Origin of the sequence: Halobacillus seohaensis (assembly GCF_042663045.1) — a bacterium.
Taxonomy (GTDB): domain Bacteria; phylum Bacillota; class Bacilli; order Bacillales; family Halobacillaceae; genus Halobacillus_A; species Halobacillus_A seohaensis.
This window is the reverse complement of the sequence record NZ_JBHSZV010000010.1, coordinates 127,046-144,951: the sequence shown is the minus strand read 5'-3', so window position 1 is coordinate 144,951 and position 17,906 is coordinate 127,046. Positions and strand designations below refer to the sequence as shown.

Here is a 17,906-nt window from a genome sequence, read left to right as displayed (position 1 = left end):
ATTAATGATAAGCTATATAGATAAATAGGATTTTATTGGAAATAGTTAATATAAAAGTTCTTCAAAACGTGAGGGGGTTCATTTAATGGATAAACTCAACACCCGAGAACGCGTCCTCGTTCTTAAAAACATCCTGGAAAAACATACAGACGAAGAAAACGAACGCACACTCAGCGAAATCACGGATCTTTTAAACAAGGAATTTGATTCATTCTATGGTTTTAGTAAAAAATCAATTAAAGTTGACCTTGATTGTTTCGAGGAATCTGATGTCGTCGACTTAATCGTTAATCAAGAGACAAATGGGTTGCCGAAATACTATAGCCATCAGAATCGTTTATTTGAGATTCAGGAGTTACGTTTGCTGAGTGATGCCGTTGTTTCAGCACGGTTTATTACGAAATCGGAAAAAGAGAGTTTAATTGGAAAGATCAAGAAGCTGACGAGTGAGCATTTGGCGGCCAAATTGGAGAACCAGTTGCATATCGAGGAGATAGCCCACAGTCAATCGAATAAAGTGAAGTATGTCATTTATGATTTGCACAATGCGATTAATGATCATCATGTGATTCACTTTCAATATGGACGATACGGTGTAGATAAGGAATTCGCTTTAAGTCGAGAGGGCAAAATATATAAACTTCATCCATACGCGCTCGTGTGGAACCGTGATTATTATTACTTGATTGGCTGGTCGCCTGAACATGAAGAAATCCGTCATTTTCGGGTTGATCGGATGGTGAAACTTCAAGTTATCGGAGAAGTTTTTCAACAGAAAGAGGAGTTTGACTCTTCTAAGTATACGAAGACACTTTTTCATATGTTTACCGGAACAGAGAAATGGATCAAAGTGAAGTTCGCCAACCATTTAATTAATGTGATTATCGACCGATTTGGAAAAAATGTCCCGATTGATGCATCTGATGATGGCTATTTTACTTTAAAAACAAAGGCAGTTATAAGTGATGGGCTTGTAGGCTGGCTGTTAAATTGGGGAGGAAACGCGGAAGTAATTGAGCCTCCTGAATTAAGACAAGAGATTCAAGAGCAAGTGAATAAAATGTATAATATATACAATTCTTAGGTTAGACCCTTCCTTTTTTAGGTAAGGGTCTATTTTTTTATGGTGCTATTATTTACTTACAGTGAACGAACATTCTATGAGGAGTGATGAATAATGAGTGAAAGTGTAGAATTGTCTCATGCCCACCAAATGCCTGTTGTGCCAACTACCGGGGATGATTCGGTGTTTCTATTACTTGAATTGAATTCGCAGGAAAGTAATGAAGTTAATCGATCACCGATCAATCTTTCGCTTGTGTTAGATAGAAGCGGATCCATGACGGGAGAACCATTGGAATATTGTAAAGAAGCAAGTAAATTCGTCGTTAATCAACTATCTAATTATGACATCATGAATCTGGTTGTTTTTGATGATGAGGTCGACACAGTCTTTCACTCACAAAACGTTACGAACAAGAATGTATTAAAAAATCGCATCGATACGATTGAAACGGGAGGGATAACCAATTTAAGTGGTGGATTGATTCAAGGGTGCCAAAACATTTTGACACAGAAAACGAAGGAGTATGTCAATCGAGTCATTCTGTTATCTGATGGTGTAGCGAATTCCGGGATTACCGATGCAATCAATCTACAAAAGATAGCGGAAGATTACTCTACTGCAGGGGCTGTAATTACAACGATGGGAGTGGGAGATCATTTCGATGAGGAGCTGCTTGAAGGGATTGCCAATGCTGGTAATGGTAATTATCACTTCATTGATCAATTAGAAACGATTCCTAACATTTTTGAAAAAGAATTAGATGGACTCTTATCTGTAGTGGCTCAAAATGTCTCGCTAAACCTAACACCAGCTCCGGGGGTTAAAATTAAAAATATTTCTGGCTATCATTCGAAGGAAACCGATGAAGGAATAGAAGTTCGGTTGGGTGATTCGTATTCGAAGGAGAAGAAATCAGTCCTGATCGAATGTTCTCTGCCTTCCCACAAACAAGGACTCGCTGACATGCTTCATGTGGATTGGTCCTTTATGGATGTTACTTATGGCGTAAAGGAATGCAAGTTTCAGCGTACGATTACAATCGAATACACATCAGACTTGGAAAAGTTATCTTCACAACCGAATCCATCTGTTGAGAAGCAGATAGAGATTACGAAATCAGCAAAGCAATTGGAGCAAGCGCTGCACCTTTTTGATGAAGGAGATATGGACGGCGGGAAAAAGTTGCTATATAGCAATGCTCTTCACATGGAATCACGAGCTGTGGAGCTAAACGATGAAGAGTTGCTTGCGGAATCAGAGGTAGTACTTCACCATGTGCAGAACTTTGACTACTCCGAGAATAAAAGAAAAGCATTACATGCAGAGAAGTATCGTCGCATGAAGCGGGGTAAACGAGAGTCCTGAGCAAGGGGGTATTATGGCTGAGAATTGAATAGAGGGTTGAATATTCGGATTATAGAATAGATTAAGGCCAGGCTTGATTGTAGGTCTTATTTTCTTGCAGGTACCCGTTTATGGTTGATTTAAAAGTGACAAAAAGTGTTCTTTGTTTTTCGATTAGTCCCTAGCACATTCGCTCTGCGTATCATTGACATAAATGAAGTCGCTGTACGAAAAGGTCATAATTTCGAAACAGTTGTTACAGATGTTGCCTTGAAGGAGGTTATCATTCTTGTCTAATGAATTGTGGTTGTTCCTCGTTCCTCTGCAATTATAGGTCTTTTAAAATCTTAATGTTAACCGAAGTAATTCAGCGTTTAACTCTATTCCTTTCACTAATAAAAGTCTGATGTTCATAGAATAACGGGTTCATTTTTCGAGTACAAAACATGAAATAACAAGGAATATCGGTATTTAACATATAAATTAGCATACAAAATCACTCCACAAATAACATAGTGACAATAGCTATAGTCAACGTGCTAAATACTAGGCTAATTATGGTGCAATTTGTAATGTTGATTGTGGTAAACCAAAAGGAATATTGGGATTTATGTTAAAATATATAGAGAGATTGTGGACGATTACAATTAAACTAACGAAACCGTATTGTTGAAGACTTGAATTCGAGATGTTTGTGTGAATGTAGGGGCTGCGGGAAACGGTTCGCTTTCCATGGGGCGGGCGCTGAGCCTCCTCGGACTCCGTCCTGTGGGGTCTCAGCTGTCCCGCACATCCCATAGGAGTCTCACCGTTTCCCTCCGCCCCTTTACCATATAAGTGTCTTGATAGCCCTTCAAGAAAAGGTAGCCATTCCTAAGTTTGCATGCAAATCTTGATAGCGGGCGGTCCTATTAAAATCCTTGATATAGAGAGGTTCATTGCCATAGAACACGGATAGTGGAAGATAGCCCTTCTGGGAAAGGGATTCGTTTCTCACACATCGAAGGGGGCTTGGGAATCTCCCCGGACCTCCAAGCACTTTCAACCATAACGGAAGCAACATCTCTCGAAGCTAAAGGATGCTTTAGTTGAAGAAGAAAATATAAAGAAAAACGCTTGGATATTAAAATGTCCAAGCGTTTTTCTTTACCAATTGTCATGTTATTTAGTATGTTATTGGTTCGATAATTCTGTTGCTATTTTTCCCTCTACATATGTTTTTGTACTCCAAAACCGAACTATTTATTCACAGAACATCAGACTTTTATTACCTACTTAACTGTAATAACTTTTAACAAACTCTTGCATTACTCTGTTCGTGCGAAGAGCTGTTTCTCCTGTGCTTGGAGAAGTTCCCTTACCAAGTAGTTCCTGAACAATAGCTTGAATTAAATCTTTTTGGATGTGTTTCGGGTGTTCAATGATATGTTGTTTGCTTTTTGTTTCTGTAATAATGGTAACTGGTTTTTCATCGAAGGAAGAAAATAAGATTTCTCCTTTAGATCCTACGATACGGTTCATATCTTCATTTTTATAGGAGGAAAAACTCCAAACCCCATTTCCAATAACACCGTTTTCAAACTCCACGATCCCATTTACCATATCTTCAGCGGGGTAGGAACCTGCTTGATTTACAGCTATTCCTTTAGCTTTTTTTATAGGTCCTATTAAAAAATCGAACAGATCTAATGTATGCGAAGCAACATCATAAAAGAGACCTCCACCACTTATCTCAGGTAAAACTCTCCAAGGCCATTCTCCATTTTCATCTTTTTCGATTATTTGTTGTGTTTGTTGTATGGAAACAAAACGAATTTCCCCAATCTCACCAGCTTCTAACAGTTCTTTCACTTTCAAGAAACGGGGTAATGCACGTCGATAGTAGGCAACATATAATGGTACCTGCTCTTGTTTACATACCTCCACCATCTCCTCACATTCTTTTGTGTTCATGGCCATCGGTTTCTCTACATAAATAGGTTTTCCTGCTTTAGCGGCCAAGATAGTATACTCTTTGTGAGTCGAAGGTGGTGTAGCGATATAAACAGCATCCACTTCTTCGTCATGAATTAAGTCTTCAGCTCGATCATACCATTTAGGAACACCGTGACGAATAGCATAGTCTTTTGCTAGATCAGCATTTCTTCTCATAACCGCAACAAGGGAACTGCCTTCTACCAAGTTAAAGGCAGGCCCACTTTTCACTTCTGTAACGTCTCCACAACCGATAATTCCCCATCTGATTTGTTCCATTACCATTTCCCTCCTATTATGTACTATTCGTTTAATATAACATCGCTTAGAAGGTGACTAAAGAAAAGACAACAATAAGAGCATTAATCCTGAAGAATATTTAACATATGTATCATCTTCAGCGGAAAACAGTTCTACTCAGTACTCAAATACCCCTAAACACAATTCTATTTTGTCTCTGCTACTAAACTGCCTCTTCCTATCACTTATCTAAATAGCGAGTATCTTGTTCATTCATAAATCGATTATTTACCATTCCTTTTCAAAAACTTCATCGAGTTGACTATGAAAACCTTGTGCTTATAAAATTCACTTAACTTTTCTAACGCCTAAAGCATAATGACTCCACAAAATATTCTCTACTAATTCAGCCTGTGTTTCCTCACAATCTATTATTAAAATAACTTCTGATTGTTTACCTTTTAATAGTCTGTTTTTCTTTTTGAGTACCTTTTCTGTAAAAACTCGAATAGCAAGACCAATAATGAATCCTGTAAATGCACCAATTAATCCCCAGTATATAGGGCCCCACGCTAACTTAAACCCTATACTGGTACTTATTACAGAAAATGCTGTTGCAAGAACCATCCCAATGTCAATGAGTGAAGTACCATCTGAACGATGAATGGTATCAAAGATCTGCCGCTCATCCTTTCGATTATCAAGGGGAACGGCATAAATATTTTCTTCGTTAATACCCTTCTTCTTCAGGATTGAAATGGCTAATTCTAGAAAGGAGTTATTTTCGAAAGTTGAAAATAGCTGCATTTCGTCACTCCTTCTTTTGTCCTTTATTTACTTTGAAAGTAGAAGCTTGAAAATTTTCTTTTAAAAATTTTCGCTGTTCTTTCTCGTAAAGCTTATTGTTCTCCACTGTATTCATATATGAATCAAAAATAGCGAAACCATAAAGTGATGGGAAAAATAATAGCCATTGAGGTTTTAACACCGTTGTGGCCTCCTGTAATTCTCCGAGAAACAGCAACGAAACAGCTTCAAGGCTATGAGAAAAGTAAGAAAAGATAACAAACCAAGTAATAACGAAAAAGGCGGTCAATATTCTATGTATATAAAGTTGACCAAGTCCAGGAACAAATAAAGACCAAATAAAAGCCATCACTGGATTTCTCTTATCTAGATAGTTAATTTCAAGCGCACCTAAACCGAAAGAATTAAAGCGATGTTCTTCTCGTTCTGCTAAAAGGTAAACTTTATTCATATCTACTGTTGTTCGGTAACTATCCCAGATTCCAAATAGATAAACTGGTATATATGCTAAAAGCCACCTAGTATCTAATATATCTTTAGCCATATCTATTTCACCTTGAAATGAATAAACCATGGATAAATTAACATTCGCATTGAGATTAACAATAACTTCCCAGATAAATAAAACAAAACCACGAAGATATTTAGACAATAGTAAATGTCCAAATCCGGGAAATGCTGCACTCCACCAAGCTATGATATAGGGATTTCTTAAATGGAGTTGTGTAGTCCCCAAAGTAGTAACATGGGCTGTGTAGCGTCTAGCAGTATTATCATTCGTGTAGTTGTCCATCCATTGAAACCACCTTGCAAAAGAGCTTTATTTTACAATTAGTTTTTCTTTTGCTGGATTTTTTATACATTTATCATCTCAACACGCTAGTTAGGATTTTTTTCAAACAATTCATTCCTGTTTTTTGTGATAATCAAAAGGGATCAAGGCTCTGAAAGTAAGGGGTAATTAGATGAAAAAAATATTTCGTTAAACTTAATTTTGCATATTGAATGTCTTTTGTATTTCACTAATGGAGGTGATAGCTGCACAGTGGATAGTGCTTATTGTGCTATCGAAAAGAGGAGTTGAAGAGAAAATGTTAAAATAAATGTAGCGAAGGGGGGATATTTAATGGTTAACCGTGCTTTGAACATTATTGTTACAGAGTATGATGAAAACTGGAATGAACTGTACAAAAAGGAAGCACTAAAAATACGAGAAATATTCAATGATGAACTTGTTGAAATTTATCATATAGGTAGTACAGCAGTACCCAACTTAAAAGCTAAGCCAATCATCGATATCATGCCAGTAGTTAATAATGTTGAAAAAGTTGATGATTTTAATGAAAAAATGATTGAAATAGGCTATGAGCCACTTGGGGAGTTAGGAATTATAGGAAGAAGGTATTTTAGAAAAGGTGGAGAGAACAGGACACACCAAATTCATTTTTTTCAAAATGATAATAACTTTGAAATAGAACGTCATCTTGCAGTCCGTGACTACCTGAAATCGCATAGTGAAGATATGATTGAATATGGGAAATTAAAAGAAAGACTTTCTAAACAGTTCCCCAAAGACATCGAACGATATAGTGAGGGTAAAAATGATTTTGTACAAGATCTGGAACGAAAAGCGATTGAATGGAAACGTGAAAAATAATAGGTGAATAATTTTAAATTTTCTTCTTCAACAAGCGGTTACGGTAGTTTTAATTCAACTCGAGGACATCTCGAAATCAAGTCTTCCGGTAAAGGGGCGATTGTTCAATATGGACGATCTCTTTTCTCCTATTCAGATTGTTAAGATAAAGATAGATGGTATCAAAAAATATGATAGTCTCAAAGGGTAAAATAGAGGTGGTAAAGGTGTTAAGTTATTTTAGGTTCTTCTTATTTATGATTGCCGGTTTTTCATTATGGCAGGTATTGTTCTCATCATTAAACCCTGTAGAGATAATTGGTTTCTCTTTTTTTGCAACTTTTTTCAAATGGTTGTATGAGGTGACTTGGGAAAGAAAAGCAGATGGTACTGATTAATCTTGAAAACAAACCTTTAGCTAAAGAGGGCAATGCTCAATAGAGAACTCTCCTATATTACATAAGTATTGAGTATATGAAGGATTATATCGTGCCATGAGAAATCAAAATCACTTTTGAATGATATAATTGGAGAACAATGTATCAAAAGAAAGGGAGGATGTATCATGACCAAACATAAGATCTATACAATGAGTGTCTCAAGTGTCTATCCTCATTATGTTACGAAGGCAGAGAAAAAAGGGCGTACGAAAGCAGAAGTCGATGAAATCATCCGTTGGTTGACAGGGTATAGCCAGGAAGAGTTAGAAGCGCAACTGGAAAAGCAGACAAACTTTGAGGCCTTCTTTGAAGAAGCTTCCCAACTGAATCCTTCACGTACTTTGATTAAAGGTGTGGTCTGCGGTGTCAGAGTGGAAGACATCGAAGAACCAACTATGCAGGAAATTCGCTATTTGGATAAGCTGATTGATGAATTAGCAAAGGGAAAAGCGATGGAGAAGATTTTGCGAAAATAATAATAAAAAACGAAGAAACACTGCTTCCATTTATAAAATATAAATGAATCGGTGTTTTTTGTTAAAATTAAAAATTCAGGCTAATAACTAGTACAGTAATCTGACTCTTGGGCTAGGTTTAATTCAGCAGAAGAGTTCAGGTTGGGAAGAAGTACTATTTTGTATGATATCCAACCTACTATTAAGAAAGTCAGTGATTATCCTTTTTAAACAGTACATAGAGGTTGTGAAGTTAGGAGTATTTTTTTGAAGAGGCATGTTTTCTTGTTCATTGTAATGATTGTGATTTTAATTGGTTGCAGTAATGGCTCAACAAGTGGCTTTGTTGAATACGAAAAAACAAAATTGAATGATGCTCTTAAAGAGTTGTCTTTCACCCCTGAAATTCCTAAGGTTCTTCCTTATAATCCTTCTAAAACAGAAGTGGATGTGGAAAGCATATCTGAGGACAAAAAAACTTTTTATTTGTTACCTTTATAAGCAAAGATAATGGTAAGACTACTTTTAGTGCTACTAAGATACAAAATGCATTTGATTTTACTGAAGAAAGTGTAAAGATAAATGAAAACCTTGAGGGAAGATATGGTGAGAGAGTGGACGAAAACTCAAAGATATTAAAATGGGGAAAAGATAAGATTTACTACGAATTAATTACTTATGAAGATAGCGTTTCTAAAGATGAATTAGTCAAAGTTGCTGATAGTTTTTACTTAACTGAATGACTATTATATTAATACTAGCTCATAGGTATTGGATGCTGCGAAAACTGATATTATCTCTTCCAGAATAGTGGAGCGAATCCTAAACATAAGGGGTTCGCCTCCTTTATTTTTGTTTTGGGGCAGTTGCTTGTTTCTAACCCGGGATCAATAAGTGAATGTTTTGTTTATATATCTCGTCCATCTCAAAGTATACTGTACAACTGGCGAGACATGGTTTGTTTCAACGTAATAACTATAAGTGTCGTATCATTTTCCACAGATTTTCCACATTTATTGAAAAGGCAAGACCTACTATTATTACATTCCTTTTATGACAGTCTACAAACGGATTATTGAGGACATTATAATGCTTCAGTGTACATAATTGGTGTGTTTACAGCCAATAGGCAGATGTTACAATAGCTACATTATGAATAAGAAAGGGGAATGACATTGAATAAAAAATGGTTATTAAGTTTATCACTAGCCTTTCTTTTATCTGTAACCGTTGCATGCAATGATACAGATGAATCGGCTGAAGACAATAATGAGGAAACTGAAACGCAAGAAGAGGAAAGCGAAGGTAGTGAAGGAAGTGAAGGAAACACAGAACAGCCTGAAATGCCTGAGCCGGACTTAGAAGGCATTCCTGAAGTTGTTGCTGAAGTAAACGGTGAAGAAATAGCGGCAGAAGAGTTTAAGACAACGTATGAAGGACAGTTTCAGCAAATGGCTATGCAGTCACAGATGACTGGGGAAGAGGTTGACCAGGATCAGTTAAAGAAACAGATTGCTGATAGTATGGTTGGTCAGGAGCTTCTTATCCAAGAAGCAACCAGCCGTGATATTGAGGTTTCAGAAGAAGAAATTGATGAAACACTAACGGGATTAGCTGAGGAAAATGGGGTAGAATCCAAGGATAAATTCTTGACTGCTCTGGAAGAACAAGGCATGGGGAAAGAAGAAGTCATGTCTCAGGTTGAAATGCAAGTGAAACTAGATCAGGTTATTGCTAGTGAAGCTGGAGATATCGAGCCAACGGAAGAAGAATTAGAAAAAGCTTATGAACAGGTGAAAGCCCAGCAAGAGCAAATGAGTGAGGGAAATGGTGAAAGCGCAGAAATCCCATCTTTTGAAGAAGCAAAACCAGATCTCGTTAAACAAGTGAAGCGTAAAAAAGAAGGAGAAGCAACTCAAAAGCTAGTTGAAAAACTTCGTGCAGATGCAGACGTTACAGTTAACTTATAATACTTTTAAAGCCAGATCCAAAATGGGATTCTGGCTTTTTTAGTCTTACAGGATTCAAGCACGAGAATATTTTTATGGTTCTATAGTAGGGAAACTTATCCATGAAGTAACCGTTAAAGTGGATGAACAACCAATACATTAAGGCTTCCAACTTAGAGAGAACTAGTAACGGTTTCGTTTATACTAATAAAGGGAAGGGCGCATCCAGAGGTAGTGTAATCTCTACATCATACAGATCATCCTTATTATGATTCCGTCGTTAGGAGCAGAGAAAAGGATCAAAGAGAACGAGCAGCCATTGATGGAGGGAGAATATAGACGAGTTCATTTTTATATTGAGTTGATACAAAAATTAATTCAAACAAAGAAGTTTTTGAGAGGAGAAATAGCATGAAAACACCCAAGATCACCGTCGTGGGTAGCATTAATATGGATCTACTCACTACCATTTCGCGCATTCCTAACAATGGGGAAACGAATTTTGGCGAAGCGTTCACGATGAAACCTGGAGGGAAAGGAGCTAATCAAGCTGTTGCTGCCACACGTTTAGGAGGAGATGTTTCTTTTATTGGTAAAGTTGGAAATGATGCGATTGGTAAGGAACTTCTTGAGCTTTTGAAGAAGGAGAATATTCAGACGAGCACGGTTGGGGTTTCTGAGAGCCGAGCGACAGGAGTTGCAAATATTTTATTAAACGATCATGATAATCGGATTATGGTGGTTTCTGGTGCTAATGAAGAAGTTACGGTGGAGTTTGTTGAGTCGTTTAAAGATACGCTGCGCCAGAGTGATGTTGTGTTAAGTCAATTGGAAGTGCCTAAAGAGACGGTGGAATGGTGTGCTTCCTTTTGTAAGGACCATGGGATTCCGTTTATTTTAAATCCAGCTCCTGCAATTGATTTACCTCAGGAGGCGTGGGCTGATTGTACATACATTACTCCAAATGAAGAGGAAGCAGAGAAGCTTTTTCTCGAAAATAACTATAAGGATCAGTTGATTACAACATTAGGACCACGAGGGGCAAGCTACAATGATAAGATTATCCCTAGCGTTTTTGTGGAAGTAGTTGATACAACAGGAGCAGGTGATACGTTTAATGGAGCATTGGCTTTTTATTTGGGGGCTGAATACTCTGTGGAAAAAGCGATAGCTTATGCAAATGTGGCAGCATCTTTTACTGTGGAAAGTGTGGGGGCACAAGTTGGGATGCCATCTGCGGATCAGGTGGAAAGCAGACGAACATTTTGATATAAAAAAGGACCCAAATCACAGACGTTCGCGGATAAAGACCAATCCGTAAAGGGATTAAGTCTAGGTCTTTCGTTTTTATAGAAAAATTGATACGATATTAGGTATACGACATTTAAATAGTAGCAGATTTCTTATCAAGAGAGGTCGAGGGTATGGCCCTGGGACGCCTCAGCAACCTGTATGTAAACAAGGTGCTAATTCCGACAAGCGGTGAGCTTGAAAGATAAGAAGAGGACCGTTCTTACATACGAGAGTCTCTTCTTATCAGAAGGGGCTTTTTTTAATGTCGATTTTTATAAAAGGAGAGGGTTCATATGGTACACACTAAACGAGCTCCATTTAAAGGGGACCATGTCGGAAGTTTTCTCCGACCTGAGAGAATTAAACAAGCACGTCTTCAAAAGGAAAAAGGGAAAATTTCTGCCGTAGAACTACGGAATATTGAAGATGAAGAAATTATTAATCTAGTAGAAAAGCAAAAACAAGCAGGCCTTCAGTCGATCACAGATGGTGATTTACGTCGCGCTTGGTGGCATTTTGATTTTCTAGAAGGTTTAGTTGGTGTAGAAGGATTTGAAGCTGACCAAGGTATTCAATTTAATGGTGTGGAGACGAAAGCTCATTCTGTTCGTGTTGTCGATAAGGTTGATTTTAATGATCACCCGATGCTTGAGGATTATAAATTTCTCCATTCAGTAGTTGGGGATGATCATGTTGCAAAGTTTACGATTCCTAGTCCAAACATGCTTTTCTTTAGAGGGGATGTTGACAAAGAAGTCTACCCAGAGGAAGAGGTATTATTGAAGGATTTGACGCAAGCTTATAAAAAAGCAATTCAAGCGTTTTACGATGCTGGTTGTCGTTACTTACAGCTGGATGACACATCATGGGCCGTGTTTTTTTCCGAAAAGGGATTGAAAATGATAGAGGAACGTGGGCAAATGCCTGATCAATTGCGCCGTTTATTTGTCCAAGCGATTAATGAATCGATTGCGGATCGTCCAGAGGATATGACGATAACGATGCACATTTGTCGAGGCAATTTCCGCTCTACATATACTTCTTCAGGGGGGTATGATGCGGTGTCTGAAACGCTATTCAACGAGCTGAAAGTCGATGGCCTATTCCTCGAGTATGATGATGAACGTTCTGGTGGACTCGAACCGCTTCGTCACGTGAAACGAAGTGATTTAAAAGTCGTGCTTGGCTTGGTTACATCGAAGTTCCCAGAGCTTGAAAATAAAGAGAATATTAAAGCTCGTATCGCGGAAGCAGCAGAATATCTTCCTGAAGAACAACTTTGCCTAAGCCCACAGTGTGGCTTTGCGTCAACGGAAGAAGGAAATATTTTAACAGAAGAAGAACAGTGGGCAAAAATCCGTCATGTGGTGGAGATTGCTGAGGAAGTGTGGAACTAGAACTTTGTGGGGAGTTAATCGAGGCTCCCCCTTCTTTATATGTATCCCTGCTTTCATCTTGATTCGCGATAAAGTCATATTTTGCGGAAATACGAACATTAATACTTTCCATTCAAACTGCTTTTTGACACTTATGTGACCAAAATGCAGTTTTTTTATTGGCTGGAGGTTATCTTCCTAAAGAGTATAGGAAATAAGGCCGATATAAATAGAAACGAGATTTTTTATTCTTATTGGAGGTATTATATGTTCCAGCTTTTTGCAACAAAAACAAAATCAACTACCCTCGTGTTAGATACTTCCTTCCAGGGGAAAATCGAACTAGAAAATGGTTCGGAACTTGAAAAGCAATTTAAAATGATTGGACTAACCAAACATGATTTATCCATATTAAAAGCTTTACAACCATTGGTAACTGAAAATATTGAACCCATTGTGAACCAATTTTATAAAAACCTCGAGCATCAAGATTCATTGATGGATATTATTAATGACAATAGCTCGGTTGAACGACTAAAGAAAACACTAACGATACATATTCAAGAAATGTTTAATGGTGTGATTGATACTCGTTTTATAGGAAAGAGGAAAAAAATTGCAGAAGTACACGTTCACATCGGATTACAACCGAAATGGTATATGTGTGCTTTCCAGGACTTGCTATTGTCACTTTTAGATATCCTGAAGAAGGAAATAATCGACGTGGAAGAATACAGTCAGGCGATCCGTGCTACTACGAAAATACTAAACTTGGAACAACAAATTGTCCTCGATTTATTTGAACAGGAGAACGTGAGAATTCGTGAGGAAGAAGCTGAGAAAAAGAATAATGCCTATCGTAAAATTGATGAAATGTCTGAGGAGTTAGCCGCTATATCTCAGCAGGCGAGTGCCTCTACTGAACAGCTAACCGAGCAAACCGATAAAATTCTCACAGACTCGAAAAAGGGGACAGAAATCGCTCAAAATGTCGAAGGTCAGTCGACTGAAGGAAAACAACAGCTTGAACTACAACAAAAGCAAATGAATCATATTCAAAATAGCATTAAGCAAATTACTGATGAAATGGATATACTGAAAAATGTAGCAGAAGAAATTAGCCAAATCGTTACAATCGTTTCCTCCATTGCTGAGCAGACAAATTTACTATCGTTAAATGCGTCGATTGAAGCGGCACGAGCTGGGGAGCACGGGGCTGGTTTTACAGTTGTAGCTAATGAAGTGCGGAAACTTTCCGAACAAACGAAGAGTTCGGTTTCAGAAGTGTCTGAATTAATTCAATCGACAAATGGTCAGATCCATAAGGTTTCTAACAACGTCGTTGATATTGACCAACTCATAGTAGATGGTACGGATAAGATGGATCAAATAAATCACTTTTTCACCGAAATCGTGGATGCCATGGGGCAGAATAAGGAGTATAACACAGGGATTGAGAAGGAACTAGAAGGATTCGCGCAGGTGATTCAAGAGATCAATGATGCGGTCGCGCAAGTAGCCTCTTCTTCTCAACAGTTAACAGAAGTTACAGAACAGTCTTAATAAAAGTGGAGAGCTTTTCATGGAAAAGCTCTCCACTTCTTTGTTTCCACTGATCAAAGATAATGAAACTTATATTCTCGCATAAACGTAGTAATAGGAAAACATTTGACGGAGGAGTTAGGATGGACTTCCAATCTGTGCTTCAAGTAAATAATTGTACCGTAAAGATAAACGATACTTCTATCTTAAAAGATGTCACATTTGAAATGATCCCTGGCCGCATAACTGCCCTCGTTGGTCATAACGGTGCGGGGAAGTCGACACTTATGAAAGCAATTATCGGATCTATAGAGAAATCGGAGGGAACCATCCTGATCAATGGTATGAATCAGGATGAGACCTTTGCGGATTATAAGTATCAGTTCAGCTATATTCCAGAAGAGCCACTCCTTCTTAATGAATTAACGGTATTTCAACACTTTCAATTGTACCAAAAAAGCTACGATATCCCGGATGCTATATTCGCTGAACGAGTCAATAAATACACGGAACTATTTGAACTTATGGACCGGCTGGATGAATACCCTGAATCCTTATCAAAAGGGATGAGACAGAAGGCTCAAACGATTTGTGCTTTACTGCCGGATGTCCCGCTTCTTCTGATTGATGAACCATTTATGGGGTTGGATGTGTATGCGGGTGCCGATCTTGAAAAACTTTTATGCGAAAGAAGGGAACAAGGCACAAGCATTCTATTAACCACCCATCAACTTGATAAGGTGCATGACCTCGCCAATGACTTCGTGATGTTAACAGATGGATGTATTTCCTCTTTAGGAAAGATCGAGCATTTTGAAAAATTAGATCGGAGGGACTCCAAATGAACTTCTCTACGTGGGAGGTGTACAGGTGGGTCCGGCAGCAAAGGTTTAGGAAGAAACTTGATCTTTATAAGCAGGCGTTTCAATTAGCGTTTGATGTAACATTAATGGTTTATTGCATGATCTTTGGGATTGCTTTTTTATTTATGGTTGCAGATTGGTTAAATCAATATTTACCACTAGTGGAAAGATGGCAGATCAACCTTGAAGAATGGGTGTGGATTCTGCCATCTGTTGTTTTGCTGCGTGCCTGCGCTCAATCTTTTTTTTACTCGGGGATTGCTTTTACAACCTCTGAACTCAAGCTAAGTATGTTGCCGCATACGCGTCTTCAATTGTTGTGGCATATGGCCATCGAACGAGGATTTTGGCATATGTTCGGGACTTTTTTACTGGCACTTATTTTAGGGATGGTTACTCCGTTTTCATACTCATTATTATTATATTTCACCTTAAGCTATAGCCTGTTTTTTACGCTTTCCATGTTCCTCCATTGGAAATTATATTCACTTAGACGTTGGCTGAAGCTTATAGTTATAGTAAGTATTTTCTTTATTGTTGGTGCTTTTCGCTGGGTGACGATCTTCTTAGAATGGAATGAATCCCTTATAGGTTTATTCCTCGGGCTCGGCTTGCTTGGGATAAATATTTATTTAATGCCTCGTCTTCTAAGACATGTGGATTGGGGACGTGTAGTGGAAATGAATGATGCAAGGGTGTGGAACATTCAATTGATCAGTCACATGACGAAGGTGCCTATTAAACCACCGAAGCGTTACGGAATATTACAAACGTTTTTAAGAAACCGTCGAGCTAAACATCGTTTTACGAATATTTATCAGCTCTACCATCGTCTTTGGCGTAGTCATTTGCATCAACAATTTGGGTTTGTTTGGAAAACGGTGGGTATCGGCATAATTATCATTGGCATTCTACCTTTTCAAGCAGATTGGGTCATATATATATCGGTTCCGATTGCTTTCTTTGTCTATATCGAAATGGCCGCATCCTTATTTGCTGATCAGTTTCGGGGACAGCCTATATTATCCGTATTGCCAATTGAAGAAAAAGGATGGCGCCATACGTATGCCTGGTGGGCAATGGTTGGAATGACACTGCTTTTCATTGCTTTCTTTCTAATAGGTTGGACTATTGTAGGTTTGAATATTAGTTTATGTATCCAATTCTTAGCCTTAGTCGTTTGGAGTAAGTTAGATTTAGATCAACGCTTAAAAGAGCGAATGAACGCCCTTCAACGAAAAAGTATAAAGGATCAAGAGGGGGGAAGAGTCCTTGGTTATCTTTTCTTAGGATTTGGCATGTACTTCCCACCAGCAGTTGTTGGTGTCTTCCTGCCTTACTTGTTAGCACGTTATATTAAATAAAAATAGGCCTTTTTTTGCTTGTATTGAAGGAAGGTCATCCTTGTTCGATTAATGAGTAATCTAGTAGGATTCAATCAAGAGCATTACGAAGTACCTCAGGATTTAAGGTCTTGAGGTACTTCGAGTATAATAGTGGTTCCTTTGTTTGGGGACGAAGTAACATCTAAGTTTCCTTGCACCGCTTTGGCTCGTTCTTCCATGCTAACTAATCCAATCCCCTTTGAAATAGTCTCACTATCAAATCCTTTGCCTTTATCATTAATCATGACTCGAATAATTTCATCAAACTCACGAATACTAACTGATGCTTCTTTCACATAGGCATATTTACGAATGTTTGTAAGAGCTTCTTGAATAATCCGATAAATGGTTACTTCGATACTATTATCTATTCGATGGTCGAGCATGCATTCAAAGACAACATCGATCTGATTATGCTCTGAATATCGATTAATAAACGAACGGATGGCTGGAATGAGTCCCAAATCGTCTAATACAGAAGGGTGTAATTGCCACGATATATTGCGGACTTCTTGTATCAATTCTGTTGCTTCCCCAAGCATTTGCTCTACTAACGGATGATCTGTTTCAGCGTTTAATCGACTGATGGTAATTAAGTGGCTGTACAAGTTTTGGCCGATACCATCATGGAGTTCTCTAGACAACCTTCTACGTTCCTCTTCCTGCACATTCATCATGCGGGTAAGTGTGTATTTAAGTTCTTCCTCTACCCGCTTCCGCTCAGTAATTTCTGAGCGTATGGCTAAATATTGATAGGGCTTTCCGTCATCGTTCAAAAAAGGGACAATGGTTGTATCCACCCAGTATGGTGTACCATCCTTGGCCTTATTTTTGATTTCACCCTGCCAAACGTTTCCTTGTCCAATGGTTCTCCAAAGATCTTTGAAAAAAGTTTGTGAATGATACCCGGAATTAATAATAACATGATCTTGGCCAAGCAACTCTTCGCGTGAATATTTGGAGATTTTGCAAAACTGATCGTTTACATATTTGATTTTCCCTTGTTTGTTTGTGATTGCCACAATCGTAGACTCATCTAAGGCAAACTTCATATCAAGTAACTCATTCAATATTTTTTTCGGTTCTTCTCCAGATAAAGCTTGCTCTTGATTAGGGTGTATAACGAGTAGAGAATAGTCTTCACCGTGCAGATGAAAAGGGGTTTTTCTCAAAAATAAAGATAAGTTGTTTTTGTGCTTGCCTGCAAAATGATGAATGCTGCCTTGTTCTATTCGATCTAAAAATAGTTCAGGCAATAATTCCTGAATTTTTTTTCCTATGTAAGATTCTTTGTCAATATCGAAGAGCCGAAGAGCTTTATCGTTGATGGAAGCGATATGTCCTTTTCGATCAACTACGATCGTTGCTTCTTCTTGTTTGGGTGTTTGTGATTCTCTCAATTGTTTCATAGCCTCCTTTCGGCGATGAATTAGGGTTGTTCGATGATAAACGTTCCTGAATCATCGATAAATCCTATCCAGCAGCACTCTTAGCAAATGATTCTGCAATCAAACAAACCTCTCTTCATTCAATCTT

The 17,906-nt window shown here is 38.0% G+C and carries 15 protein-coding genes and 1 riboswitch; of the genes, 11 read left to right on the top strand and 4 right to left on the bottom strand.

Annotation, left to right across the window (positions count from 1 at the left end; translation table 11 throughout):
- Positions 1-85: 85 nt before the first annotated feature.
- On the top strand, positions 86-1,084 hold the full coding sequence (locus ACFQIC_RS03840) for a helix-turn-helix transcriptional regulator (protein WP_204708655.1): 999 nt from the start codon (positions 86-88) through the stop codon (positions 1,082-1,084).
- 93 nt (positions 1,085-1,177) lie between these two features.
- Positions 1,178-2,431 carry a vWA domain-containing protein gene (locus ACFQIC_RS03835; protein WP_204708656.1) on the top strand — a complete coding sequence of 418 codons (1,254 nt, stop codon included), beginning with the start codon at positions 1,178-1,180 and terminating at the stop codon, positions 2,429-2,431.
- A 1,254-nt stretch (positions 2,432-3,685) separates the two neighbouring features.
- Here the strand turns inward: ACFQIC_RS03835 and ACFQIC_RS03830 are convergent.
- The 3 genes from ACFQIC_RS03830 to ACFQIC_RS03820 form a co-directional block, all read right to left on the bottom strand.
- Positions 3,686-4,669, bottom strand: coding sequence for a Gfo/Idh/MocA family protein (locus ACFQIC_RS03830; protein WP_204708657.1), 984 nt, complete (start codon positions 4,667-4,669; stop codon positions 3,686-3,688).
- Positions 4,670-4,972: 303 nt separating this feature from the next.
- Entirely contained in the window at positions 4,973-5,431 is a 459-nt protein-coding gene (locus ACFQIC_RS03825; protein WP_204708658.1) for a hypothetical protein, read from the bottom strand.
- A 4-nt stretch (positions 5,432-5,435) separates the two neighbouring features.
- Complete coding sequence (locus ACFQIC_RS03820; protein WP_204708659.1) at positions 5,436-6,224, bottom strand: hypothetical protein; 789 nt, start codon at positions 6,222-6,224, stop codon at positions 5,436-5,438.
- Positions 6,225-6,557: 333 nt separating this feature from the next.
- Here ACFQIC_RS03820 and ACFQIC_RS03815 point away from each other — a divergent pair, with 333 nt between their 5' ends.
- From ACFQIC_RS03815 to ACFQIC_RS03775, 9 genes are all read left to right on the top strand, one after another.
- Positions 6,558-7,088 (top strand): GrpB family protein, encoded by a 531-nt coding sequence (locus ACFQIC_RS03815; protein ID WP_204708660.1) that lies wholly within the window; start codon positions 6,558-6,560, stop codon positions 7,086-7,088.
- A 544-nt stretch (positions 7,089-7,632) separates the two neighbouring features.
- On the top strand, positions 7,633-7,983 hold the full coding sequence (locus ACFQIC_RS03810; RefSeq protein ID WP_204708661.1) for a DUF2200 domain-containing protein: 351 nt from the start codon (positions 7,633-7,635) through the stop codon (positions 7,981-7,983).
- A gap of 276 nt (positions 7,984-8,259) precedes the next feature.
- Positions 8,260-8,463, top strand: a complete 204-nt coding sequence (locus tag ACFQIC_RS03805; RefSeq protein ID WP_390216946.1) for a hypothetical protein — start codon at positions 8,260-8,262, stop codon at positions 8,461-8,463.
- A gap of 668 nt (positions 8,464-9,131) precedes the next feature.
- Positions 9,132-9,932, top strand: a complete 801-nt coding sequence (locus ACFQIC_RS03800) for a SurA N-terminal domain-containing protein (RefSeq protein ID WP_204708663.1) — start codon at positions 9,132-9,134, stop codon at positions 9,930-9,932.
- A gap of 390 nt (positions 9,933-10,322) precedes the next feature.
- The gene (rbsK, locus tag ACFQIC_RS03795; RefSeq protein ID WP_204708664.1) at positions 10,323-11,180 is read left to right on the top strand and encodes a ribokinase; all 858 of its coding nucleotides are present in this window, start codon (positions 10,323-10,325) and stop codon (positions 11,178-11,180) included.
- A 131-nt stretch (positions 11,181-11,311) separates the two neighbouring features.
- Positions 11,312-11,413, top strand: a riboswitch (SAM riboswitch).
- Positions 11,414-11,497: 84 nt separating this feature from the next.
- A complete protein-coding gene (locus ACFQIC_RS03790) occupies positions 11,498-12,601 on the top strand; it encodes a 5-methyltetrahydropteroyltriglutamate--homocysteine S-methyltransferase (protein WP_204708665.1) in 1,104 nt (367 codons plus the stop codon).
- Between the two features lie 246 nt (positions 12,602-12,847).
- Entirely contained in the window at positions 12,848-14,143 is a 1,296-nt protein-coding gene (locus ACFQIC_RS03785; RefSeq protein WP_204708666.1) for a protoglobin domain-containing protein, read from the top strand.
- Between the two features lie 122 nt (positions 14,144-14,265).
- Positions 14,266-14,967: an ABC transporter ATP-binding protein gene (locus ACFQIC_RS03780; RefSeq protein WP_204708667.1), complete on the top strand. Its 702-nt coding sequence runs from the start codon at positions 14,266-14,268 to the stop codon at positions 14,965-14,967.
- Entirely contained in the window at positions 14,964-16,349 is a 1,386-nt protein-coding gene (locus tag ACFQIC_RS03775) for a hypothetical protein (protein WP_204708668.1), read from the top strand. Before ACFQIC_RS03780 ends, ACFQIC_RS03775 begins: the two co-directional genes overlap by 4 nt.
- Positions 16,350-16,444: 95 nt before the next feature.
- Here ACFQIC_RS03775 and ACFQIC_RS03770 read toward each other — a convergent pair whose 3' ends face one another.
- Positions 16,445-17,779 (bottom strand): PAS domain S-box protein, encoded by a 1,335-nt coding sequence (locus tag ACFQIC_RS03770; protein ID WP_204708669.1) that lies wholly within the window; start codon positions 17,777-17,779, stop codon positions 16,445-16,447.
- Positions 17,780-17,906: the final 127 nt, after the last annotated feature.

Bases quoted from the DNA above. Each gene is read 5' to 3' on its own strand.
- ACFQIC_RS03785 (WP_204708666.1), top strand. From the start codon at position 12,848: ATGTTCCAGCTTTTTGCAACAAAAACAAAATCAACTACCCTCGTGTTA.
- ACFQIC_RS03820 (WP_204708659.1), bottom strand. From the start codon at position 6,224: ATGGACAACTACACGAATGATAATACTGCTAGACGCTACACAGCCCAT.
- rbsK (WP_204708664.1), top strand. From the start codon at position 10,323: ATGAAAACACCCAAGATCACCGTCGTGGGTAGCATTAATATGGATCTA.
- ACFQIC_RS03825 (WP_204708658.1), bottom strand. From the start codon at position 5,431: ATGCAGCTATTTTCAACTTTCGAAAATAACTCCTTTCTAGAATTAGCC.
- ACFQIC_RS03830 (WP_204708657.1), bottom strand. From the start codon at position 4,669: ATGGTAATGGAACAAATCAGATGGGGAATTATCGGTTGTGGAGACGTT.
- ACFQIC_RS03775 (WP_204708668.1), top strand. From the start codon at position 14,964: ATGAACTTCTCTACGTGGGAGGTGTACAGGTGGGTCCGGCAGCAAAGG.
- ACFQIC_RS03810 (WP_204708661.1), top strand. From the start codon at position 7,633: ATGACCAAACATAAGATCTATACAATGAGTGTCTCAAGTGTCTATCCT.
- ACFQIC_RS03770 (WP_204708669.1), bottom strand. From the start codon at position 17,779: ATGAAACAATTGAGAGAATCACAAACACCCAAACAAGAAGAAGCAACG.
- ACFQIC_RS03790 (WP_204708665.1), top strand. From the start codon at position 11,498: ATGGTACACACTAAACGAGCTCCATTTAAAGGGGACCATGTCGGAAGT.
- ACFQIC_RS03835 (WP_204708656.1), top strand. From the start codon at position 1,178: ATGAGTGAAAGTGTAGAATTGTCTCATGCCCACCAAATGCCTGTTGTG.
- ACFQIC_RS03840 (WP_204708655.1), top strand. From the start codon at position 86: ATGGATAAACTCAACACCCGAGAACGCGTCCTCGTTCTTAAAAACATC.
- ACFQIC_RS03805 (WP_390216946.1), top strand. From the start codon at position 8,260: ATGATTGTGATTTTAATTGGTTGCAGTAATGGCTCAACAAGTGGCTTT.
- ACFQIC_RS03780 (WP_204708667.1), top strand. From the start codon at position 14,266: ATGGACTTCCAATCTGTGCTTCAAGTAAATAATTGTACCGTAAAGATA.
- ACFQIC_RS03815 (WP_204708660.1), top strand. From the start codon at position 6,558: ATGGTTAACCGTGCTTTGAACATTATTGTTACAGAGTATGATGAAAAC.
- ACFQIC_RS03800 (WP_204708663.1), top strand. From the start codon at position 9,132: ATGACATTGAATAAAAAATGGTTATTAAGTTTATCACTAGCCTTTCTT.